The organism is Marisediminitalea sp. (assembly GCF_984433645.1).
Genome location: NZ_CFIDRX010000186.1, coordinates 1 through 8,484, shown reverse-complemented (window position 1 = coordinate 8,484; position 8,484 = coordinate 1). Strand labels below are relative to the sequence as shown.

The following is an 8,484-nucleotide window of genomic DNA, read 5'->3' as shown; positions in this document are numbered from 1 at the left end:
CTTCACACGAGCCTCAATAGAGCTTATCGGTTGGTACTTCTCAAGTAGCTCTGTGATTCTCTGCTTTGAGTCTTGGAGATGAGATTTGACTTTATTGAGTTCTGACTTTAGTTCGCGGGACTTTAAAAGTGTAAACACCAGTAACGATATGGCTGCGAAAATCAGGGCATAGGTGATAATGTGGCCATAGTCCCTTGGTAGAGCTTCAATTAAGCCCATAGCTGTAATCCTTGTCTGCTCGTCCTTCTGTCAACCTTAATACAAGTGGTTTGCCAATACAAAATCAAGTCAACTTGGGAGTCCTTTCCCGTAGGTGTTATCAGGCGATAGAGGCTTTCATGCCCGTGTTAGCTTCATGCTGTTCATACATTGCTTGCTGCAACAGCTGAGCTTTCGACGTAGGAACGATAAAGCTGTCATGAACAGGAATCATTGGTATAGATTCTGCGCCTGATAAATGATACAAAAGACAAGGATGCAGCGACTTGTAGTCAAGCTCTACGCAGGACTCTCCATTAATTCTGATAGTTCTTCTGACAACTTGGGGAGGTTCTGAATATCACAGTAAAACCTACCACCGATACACCATTGCCCTTTAAATATCCGTCTGTATGATAGGTCAGTCTGCGATAGTTGAATGGTTCTGTTGACCTCAGATGTGTATGCCCAGTTGTAACTTGTACTTGCTTCATTCAGCGCCCAGTTTATAGAGTGACGAAAATGGAAAAAAACTTAACTTCCTTCTTTTTGTTCGCTTTGCTTATTGTCTTGTTAGGGCAATTGGTGTCCTTGATCAACCTCTATGTCTTATACCACTTTGTCTTTGATAATTATCACCCAAACGTAAACAATCAAAAGGATGCTATTTTAAACATAGGTTTCTTCGGGGTCGTAATAGCCATGCCAATAATAGAAGAGATGGTGATTAGATGGCCGTATTTATTACTAGTCAAAAAACTTGCAAATCCAACTCGTCTAGCCATTGTTTTTTCGTTGGTTTTCGCTTTTTTACATCCCGCTGAGGTATTCTTGGTGGCTTTTGGGTTGTCTTTGTTTTTCTGTTATTTAGTCGCGAAAACGCAATCGATAAAACTATCAATACTCGCCCATATTTTAAATAATTTTAGCGCATATTTGCTGGTGACTTACTTCTCAGTAGTGATTGATGAAATCTATTTCAATTTCATAAAAAGTGCCTTTGTATCAGGGGTTGCGATCTCAGGCTTTATAATTATTTTAACGGTGTGGTTGATACATGGAGGAAGGCTTAAAATGATTGTCACTACAATCGAACGAGCCTTGATGGGCTTGCAAAAAAGAGTGATGAAGACTCTTTGGCAAGTGAACAATAAAATTTAGAAGGAAAAAAATGTCAATAAATCAAAGGGGTTTTTGCACTACATTGTAAGCATAAGGCAACTAACGCTTAAAATATCATGCTGAAAACAATGAGCACACTCGAACTCATTGGGAAATTGGTGTTGGCAGAAACACGATTTTTTCCATTGAAAATGGTAAACCGTTAAATAGTAAGACTCTGTTCAAGGTACGCGAACATTTCGGCTTACTTGATGACCTGCATGATTTGATTGAGCAGAAGCATACCGCGCAACACAATTCGTTAGCCAGAAAATCCAGAAAAGGAATTCCATAACTCGATGATCACTTTTAGGGTAGGGATGTTTGCTTTTTGGATAAATACTAACTCAACGCCAATTGATAAACACTGATCCCCACGGCAGAAGCCAAATTCAATGAATCAATGGCGCCACTTCCAGCAATAGTAAAAGGCACAGCATTAAAAGTTTGTAGCGCTTCGGTTGGTACGCCGCGGGCTTCGTTGCCAAACAAATAGCATTCAAAGTTGCCGAAGCTAGGTGAGTTGATAGCTTCGCCGTTCAAGTCCAAATACGCGAACTGTTTAAATCGTTCCGACAGTGATTCCAGGGTTACGTCCAGTTCTACAGGCGTGTGAAAGATAGCGCCCATGCTCGCGCGGACTACTTTAGAATTGAACGGATCTACGCTTTTCGGACTCAGCAATAACCGAAAGTTTCCGAACCAGGCCAGTGTGCGCAATATGGTACCCAAATTGCCGGGGTCCTGTACTTCATGTAGGTAAACACAGCGCTCACCTGCAGCGAGCGGCTCAACGGTTTGTTTGGAAGGCAATGGCACGCAGGCAATCAGTCCTTGCGGGGTTTTGGTGTCACTAAGTTGGCTCATTTGCTTTTGAGTCACCACCGAGATAGTAAACGCGCTGGCCAGGTCGTGTGCCCACTGCTCAAATTGTTCGGTTACATAGAGTGTTATTGCCTGCTGTTCTTCGGCACTTGAATGGGCTTTCAACAGTTCAAGAATTAAATGTTCGCCTTCAACTAAATAGTAACCAAATTGCGTGCGGTATTTTTTTTGATGCAGTTTTTTAACATCGTCGAGTTTCATGGGCGAATTCTGAACTGTTGGCGGTAACAAAGCGGGAATTGTACCGGTTTGGCGGCGCAATTGGTATCTTCCCAGGCGGTTGAGGTTTTGCAAATCGGCTGTAAGCCATTACAATAGCGCCCTCATCGGAACTCTCAACGCAGCGCATCAGAATGGCAAAATCGAAAACCAGCAAAAAATGGATGGACGAACACGTTAATGATATCTACGTGAAAAAAGCACAGGTAGACGGATATCGTTCACGGGCCAGCTATAAGCTGATTGAAATTAACGAGAAAGACAATCTGTTCCGCGCGGGGAGTGTGGTTATGGATTTGGGTTCTGCACCAGGTGGCTGGTCACAAATCGTAGCGCCGATTGTTGGCGACAGTGGAAGAGTGATCGCGTCTGACATTCTGCCGATGAGTGGCATTGTTGGTGTGGATTTTATTCAGGGCGATTTTACCGATGAAGCCGTGTACGACCAGATCCTGCAAACGCTGGGTGACGATCAGGTAGACACAGTGGTGTCAGACATGGCACCCAACATGAGCGGTGTAAACACAACCGATCAGTATGCATCTATGTATTTGGTGGAGCTGGCCCTTGATATGGCGCGCAATGTATTAAAACCTGGCGGTAGTTTCTGTGCCAAGGTGTTTCAGGGCGTAGGATACGATGAATACGTTAAAGATGTGCGCAGTTCGTTCAATAAGGTCATTGTGCGTAAACCTGCAGCGTCGCGTCCTCGCTCTCGTGAAGTGTATTTGGTTGCCAAAGGCTTTAAAGGCTAATCGTTCTTTTTGCCGCTAATGGCCGGGGCTACTTTTCTAATAATGGCAGCTTGTCAGGCACGCCATTCCATTCATCGGCGTCTACTGGTGCGGGCTTTAATTCGGTAATGTTTGGCCATTGCTGCGACAGTTCTGCATTGATCGCCAGATAGTCTTCCTGCCCGGGCGGCAGGGCCGTATCCTGAAAAATCGCTTCGGCCGGGCACTCGGGTACACACAACGCACAATCAATACAAATAGCCGGATCGATGGCCAAAAAGTTTGGCCCTTCAAAAAAGGCATCTACGGGGCACACCGCAACACAATCCGTGTATTTACATTTTATGCAATTGTCGGTTACTACGAAGGTCATTGGCGATTTATGTGATATCCGGGTTGAACAGGCGCTAAGTGTAAATTAGCAAGCTCAAAAGACAAGTGGAATTACGCGAATCACTGCTATTTTGCGCCTTCAGCTACCTATCTTTCTGGATCTGATTTAAAATGCGTTGCCCTGACGGAGAGGCCGTCCGGCATTAACCAGAGTACCTGCCCCCATGTTGCGATTAACGGACATCAAATTACCCCTTAACCACGATGAACAAGCGCTTGAAAAAGCCGTACTGGCAACGCTTGGCATTGATGCTGAGCAGCTGAATACCATTAACGTATTTAAGCGTGGTTACGATGCGCGTAACAACAAAGATATTCAGTTAATTTATACATTGGACGTTGACGTTAGTAAAGAAGACAGCCTGCTGGAGAAGTTTAAAAAGCAAACCCATGTTCGCCCAACGCCGGATATGCAATACAAGTTTGTGGCAACGGCGCCAGAAAACTTAACCGAACGCCCGGTCGTCGTGGGGCTTGGGCCGTGTGGTTTGTTTGCTGCGTTAATTTTGGCGCAGATGGGATTTAAACCCATTGTGCTGGAGCGTGGTAAAGCCGTGAGAGAACGCACCAAAGACACCTTTGGTTTCTGGCGTAAACAACCGCTAAACCCTGAGTCGAACGTGCAGTTTGGTGAAGGCGGCGCAGGTACCTTTTCTGATGGCAAACTGTATAGTCAGGTAAAAGATCGCAAACATTATGGCCGCAAGGTGCTGCACGAGTTTGTGGCGGCGGGCGCACCGGCGGAAATCGAATATGTAAGTAAACCCCATATTGGTACCTTTAAACTGGTGAATATGGTGGAAAAAATGCGTGCGCAGATTATTGAGCTGGGCGGTGAGATTCGCTTTAGCACCAAGGTTGAAAAGCTGGATCTGGAAGCAATCGACAACGGCAATAAAATAAAAGGCCTGCATCTTTCTAACGGTGAATATCTGGCAAGCCGGTTTGTGGTGCTGGCAATCGGGCACAGCGCGCGGGATACCTTTACTGCGCTGCACGAACAGGGCGTATATATTGAGCCCAAGCCGTTTTCGATCGGGTTTCGAATTGAGCACGAACAGAGCATGATTGATGCGTGTCGCTTTGGGGACAATGCAGGAAACCCTATTCTAGGCGCGGCCGATTATAAGCTGGTTCACCACTGTAAAAACGGCCGTTCGGTTTACAGCTTCTGTATGTGTCCGGGCGGCACTGTGGTTGCCGCTGCATCCGAGCCAGGCCGCGTGGTGACCAATGGCATGAGTCAGTATTCACGCCATGAACGTAATGCTAACAGTGCAATTGTGGTGGGAATTACTCCGGAAAAAGACTACCCGGACCACCCACTTGCCGGTATTGAGTTACAGCGCCGACTGGAAGAAGCGGCTTATCGCGCTGGTGGTGAAAACTACAATGCGCCGGCGCAGTTAATTGGTGATTTTCTGGCAGGTAAACCCAGTCAGGAACTGGGCGATGTCAAACCGTCGTATACACCGGGCATTACGCTTACCGATTTGAGCAAGGTAGTGCCTGAATTTGTAACCGAAGCTATTCGTGAGGCGATCCCGGCGTTCGACCGCCAAATCAAAGGGTTTGCCAAGGCCGATGGTATGCTAACCGGTGTTGAAACGCGCACCTCGTCGCCTATTTGTATTAAGCGAACCGGCGATTATGAAAGCGTGAACGTGTCTGGATTGTATCCGGCAGGTGAGGGCGCGGGTTATGCTGGCGGTATTCTGTCTGCCGGTATCGATGGTATTCGCGTAGCAGAGGCGGTTGCGCTAGCTATGGTTGCTGCACAGCAAAGCAGCTAGCTTGCTGCTTGTAACTTGTCGCGAATATCCATCCAGGCTTTACCAATGTGGTTCAGGCCACGTTGGTCACGGCCAATACCCCAGAAATAGTCGTATTGCGACGTTTCAACAATCAACCGGTCCTCGGTGGCAAACAGTGCCTCGCGTACTTCTTCGTACATTTGCACTTTGGTGTATAACGCCCGTTTCATCATAATGGGTGCCGTGGTTTTGTAGTCGGCGATGTTAGCGCGATACCAGGCTTTGCCATACGCATAGGCTTTTTCACCGGTAGGTAAGGACGCGACCTTTTGGGCGTGCTGAGCACTTCTGAGTGTTTTGGCCTGCACGTAATGTTCGCAGGTAAGCCAATTTTCGTCATCCAGGAGAATAGGATGTGCTGAGCAGGTCGATAACGGGTTGGACAGGTCAAAGCGCGAGAACTGAAACGCTTTTTCCATTGCTAGGTTGGCTGTAAACACGTTGAATCCAAAGGCTAAATAATCAGAAGTGTCAGTATAAAGAAATATTCAGCTATTGTAATTTGCCTGAACCGTTTTTGTGTGCCGGGTTGGCCCGGCACTTATTGCGAGTGGCCTGTGTTAGCGGCGCTTTTTCATACGCTGGCTTTGTTCCTGGCGCTTTTGTTCTCGCTTTTCTTTACGGTCTTTTTTGTCGGGCGTTAGTGAGCCCTGTTTAAAGCGCTCTTTGCGTTTGGCCTTGTCAGCTGCTTTTTTAGCGGCCACTTTCTCCATTTCTACTTTTTCTGCCGTGATCATTTCGGGCGTCTCAAGGGTAATACGCCCCAACTTACCAGCTTGTAATTCAGTCAGAAGAATTTCGCAGATTTTGTGCAGATTTACCCGGCCGCCGCTCATTATGGCACCGCGTTTTTTGGCTGCGGCTTCCAGAAACTCCAGCTCTGTTGGCGGGATTTCGTCCAGTTTAAAGCGTTCCTGCATAAGGCCTGGGTAGGCTTTAATTAAGTAGTCTGCAGCGTAAAAACCTACGTCGTCGAATTCCATGGCGGTATTTTTTACCGCACCAGAAGCCGCCAGGCGATAAATGGAATTGGGGTTTTCCAGCTTCGGCCACAGCACCCCCGGGGTGTCGAATAAGACAATGCCGCTGCCTAAATTAATACGCTGCTGGCTTTTGGTTACCGCGGGCTCATTGCCGGTTTTGGCAATAATGCGTTCAGCAAGAATGTTGATTAACGTCGATTTGCCGACGTTGGGTATACCCGTGATCATGGCATTGATAGACTTGGCCGACGCTTCTTTACTGGCGCAAATCTCGCGCACCATCGACATGATCTGACGGCTGGCAGCCGGGTTGTCGCTAGTAGTGGTAATGGTGGTTACGCCGCGCTCACTTTCCAGGTGAGCCTGCCATTGTGCGGTAAGGTCCGGGTCGGCCAGATCAAACTTATTGAGTATTTTCAGGCAAGGGGTGTCGCCCCGAATTTTTGCTATCTCCGGATTTTCACTGGAATACGGAATGCGTGCATCGAGGACTTCAATAAGAATATCGACCTTACTGACTGACTCTTTTATTTCTTTCAGGGCTTTGTGCATGTGCCCCGGAAACCATTGTAATGCCACGTTTGCTGTCCTTTGGCGTCGAATTGCCGCTAGTGTACTTTATTTGTGTGTGAATTTCTGATTAACCAATGAATGCCAGCCAATTTTCCAGTAGGTGCTTGCATTCAACCAAGCCACAGCCGGCAACCGGGCCGTCGAGGTCTTCGTCTTCAAATTCGCTGTGTGCGAGGTCGTTGTTATTGTGGAATATTTCGACCTCGTCATCGGCAATGATCAAATGATAAATCTTACCGGTGTACTGGTAGTCAGCGCGTTGTCTGTCGAGTATTTGTTGTAGTGTGTCAATTAAAGAGGTGATCGCGGCCCGGTCGGTGCCAATGTCATGGCTTAGCCAATCACCAAAGGCTTCACTTTCTATATCGCACTTCGCCAGAGGCTGGCCTGTGACATCGGTAACAAATTCAAAATCCATGGGGGTGTCCTGTCAGGAAGGCTGCGTGAACACATAACCGGTTTGTTCCAGCTCAGTCAGGTAAACGCGCACTTCAAACTCAAGCTGGTGGTAGTCGGGCAGCATATGGTTGCACAGCTTATAAAATGCCTTGTTGTGGTCTTTTTCTTTTAAATGGGCGAGCTCATGTACCACGATCATGTTTAAAAATGGCTCTGGTGTGTGTTTGAACAAGTCGCTTACCCGCAACTCGTTCTTACTCTTTAGCTTGCCGCCCTGAACCCGCGACACATAAGAGTGAAGACCCAACGCATGGTTAACAATGTGAATTTTGTTGTCGTAGACCACTTTACTCAATGGCTGGGTTTTCTTCATATAGTGATTTTTAATGTCCATGGCATAGTCACGCAAGTCTTTGTCGTTGTTTATGCTATGCACATTGGGATAGCGTGAACGCAGCCAGTTGCCCAATTGATTTTGCGCCTGCATCTGCTGGATTTGATCCTGCAAATGTTGAGGGTAGTGCGACAAGTAAGTGAGCGGTTTTGACATGGTTATTGAATCGTTGTTGTTTCGGGACGCGCTTATAGTACTGAATTATACACCGTAACGGTCGCGGGTTTGTAGTCGGGCAATAGCGCGTTATGGCCGTATTATGGTTTCTGCAACATCAAATACGCGAGACGGTTGTTGCTGAATTAGCGTAAGCGTCTCTTCTGATGCATTTTCTTTAATCGACGTAATACCTGTCCAGGTATCCCGGCTCCGGCTTTTTGACTCATATAGCGCGGCATCTGCAATCGCTACCGTGGTATGCCAGTCAAAGAAGTTGTAGTGCTGTTGTTGTAAAGGGTAGGGCGCGAAGCCCACCGAGCAACTTACGCTTAGACGCACGTGGTCGTTTATTTTAAACGCACAGCCATTAATTTCAGTAACGACGCGTTCAGCCAGTATGTGGGCTTCACGGCGGGACGTGTTGTGCACCACAGCCAGAAATTCTTCACCGCCCCAGCGGATCAGGTAATCGGTATCCCGAAAAATACGACTAAGACGATAGCGCGTTTCAACCAATACAGCGTCCCCGGCCTGGTGGCCATGGGTATCGTTAATGCGTTTAAAGTGATCAA

General features: G+C 47.1%; 10 protein-coding genes and 1 pseudogene. 3 read left to right on the top strand and 8 right to left on the bottom strand.

Translation table 11 applies throughout. From position 1 onward, the window contains the following. Window positions 1-219, bottom strand: a pseudogene (locus tag AC4MRN_RS17680) (DUF4041 domain-containing protein); the annotation flags it as partial. Window positions 220-720: 501 nt separating this feature from the next. On the opposite strand from AC4MRN_RS17680, the gene AC4MRN_RS17675 reads away from it, so the two are divergent. Beyond that, the gene (locus AC4MRN_RS17675; protein ID WP_491204017.1) at window positions 721-1,359 is read left to right on the top strand and encodes a CPBP family intramembrane glutamic endopeptidase; all 639 of its coding nucleotides are present in this window, start codon (window positions 721-723) and stop codon (window positions 1,357-1,359) included. A 342-nt stretch (window positions 1,360-1,701) separates the two neighbouring features. On the opposite strand, the gene AC4MRN_RS17670 is transcribed toward AC4MRN_RS17675, so the two are convergent. Next, on the bottom strand, window positions 1,702-2,445 hold the full coding sequence (locus AC4MRN_RS17670) for a TrmH family RNA methyltransferase (protein ID WP_491204016.1): 744 nt from the start codon (window positions 2,443-2,445) through the stop codon (window positions 1,702-1,704). A 152-nt stretch (window positions 2,446-2,597) separates the two neighbouring features. Here AC4MRN_RS17670 and rlmE point away from each other — a divergent pair, with 152 nt between their 5' ends. Then, window positions 2,598-3,218, top strand: coding sequence for a 23S rRNA (uridine(2552)-2'-O)-methyltransferase RlmE (rlmE, locus tag AC4MRN_RS17665; RefSeq protein ID WP_155014491.1), 621 nt, complete (start codon window positions 2,598-2,600; stop codon window positions 3,216-3,218). A 28-nt stretch (window positions 3,219-3,246) separates the two neighbouring features. On the opposite strand, the gene fdxA is transcribed toward rlmE, so the two are convergent. After that, window positions 3,247-3,570: a ferredoxin FdxA gene (gene fdxA / locus AC4MRN_RS17660; protein WP_490403235.1), complete on the bottom strand. Its 324-nt coding sequence runs from the start codon at window positions 3,568-3,570 to the stop codon at window positions 3,247-3,249. Between the two features lie 184 nt (window positions 3,571-3,754). On the opposite strand from fdxA, the gene AC4MRN_RS17655 reads away from it, so the two are divergent. Then, complete coding sequence (locus AC4MRN_RS17655; protein WP_491204015.1) at window positions 3,755-5,383, top strand: NAD(P)/FAD-dependent oxidoreductase; 1,629 nt, start codon at window positions 3,755-3,757, stop codon at window positions 5,381-5,383. Here the strand turns inward: AC4MRN_RS17655 and ybiA are convergent. The 5 genes from ybiA to AC4MRN_RS17630 all read right to left on the bottom strand — a co-directional run. Next, window positions 5,380-5,844: a riboflavin biosynthesis intermediates N-glycosidase gene (ybiA, locus tag AC4MRN_RS17650; protein ID WP_073322103.1), complete on the bottom strand. Its 465-nt coding sequence runs from the start codon at window positions 5,842-5,844 to the stop codon at window positions 5,380-5,382. The two genes, AC4MRN_RS17655 and ybiA, sit on opposite strands and share 4 nt — an antisense overlap. Window positions 5,845-5,964: 120 nt before the next feature. Continuing rightward, window positions 5,965-6,966, bottom strand: a complete 1,002-nt coding sequence (ylqF, locus tag AC4MRN_RS17645) for a ribosome biogenesis GTPase YlqF (protein WP_491204014.1) — start codon at window positions 6,964-6,966, stop codon at window positions 5,965-5,967. A 61-nt stretch (window positions 6,967-7,027) separates the two neighbouring features. Then, window positions 7,028-7,378 carry a YacL family protein gene (locus tag AC4MRN_RS17640; RefSeq protein ID WP_491204013.1) on the bottom strand — a complete coding sequence of 117 codons (351 nt, stop codon included), beginning with the start codon at window positions 7,376-7,378 and terminating at the stop codon, window positions 7,028-7,030. Between the two features lie 12 nt (window positions 7,379-7,390). Continuing rightward, window positions 7,391-7,909, bottom strand: coding sequence for a YgjP-like metallopeptidase domain-containing protein (locus tag AC4MRN_RS17635; protein WP_491204012.1), 519 nt, complete (start codon window positions 7,907-7,909; stop codon window positions 7,391-7,393). Between the two features lie 90 nt (window positions 7,910-7,999). Then, a partial coding sequence (locus tag AC4MRN_RS17630; RefSeq protein ID WP_491204011.1) for a GGDEF domain-containing protein occupies window positions 8,000-8,484 on the bottom strand: 485 nt, incomplete at its 5' end.

Excerpts from the sequence above, each read along its gene's own strand:
- AC4MRN_RS17675 (WP_491204017.1), top strand. The coding sequence starts at position 721 with ATGGAAAAAAACTTAACTTCCTTCTTTTTGTTCGCTTTGCTTATTGTC.
- AC4MRN_RS17670 (WP_491204016.1), bottom strand. The coding sequence starts at position 2,445 with ATGAAACTCGACGATGTTAAAAAACTGCATCAAAAAAAATACCGCACG.
- rlmE (WP_155014491.1), top strand. The coding sequence starts at position 2,598 with ATGGCAAAATCGAAAACCAGCAAAAAATGGATGGACGAACACGTTAAT.
- fdxA (WP_490403235.1), bottom strand. The coding sequence starts at position 3,570 with ATGACCTTCGTAGTAACCGACAATTGCATAAAATGTAAATACACGGAT.
- AC4MRN_RS17655 (WP_491204015.1), top strand. The coding sequence starts at position 3,755 with ATGTTGCGATTAACGGACATCAAATTACCCCTTAACCACGATGAACAA.
- AC4MRN_RS17640 (WP_491204013.1), bottom strand. The coding sequence starts at position 7,378 with ATGGATTTTGAATTTGTTACCGATGTCACAGGCCAGCCTCTGGCGAAG.
- AC4MRN_RS17635 (WP_491204012.1), bottom strand. The coding sequence starts at position 7,909 with ATGTCAAAACCGCTCACTTACTTGTCGCACTACCCTCAACATTTGCAG.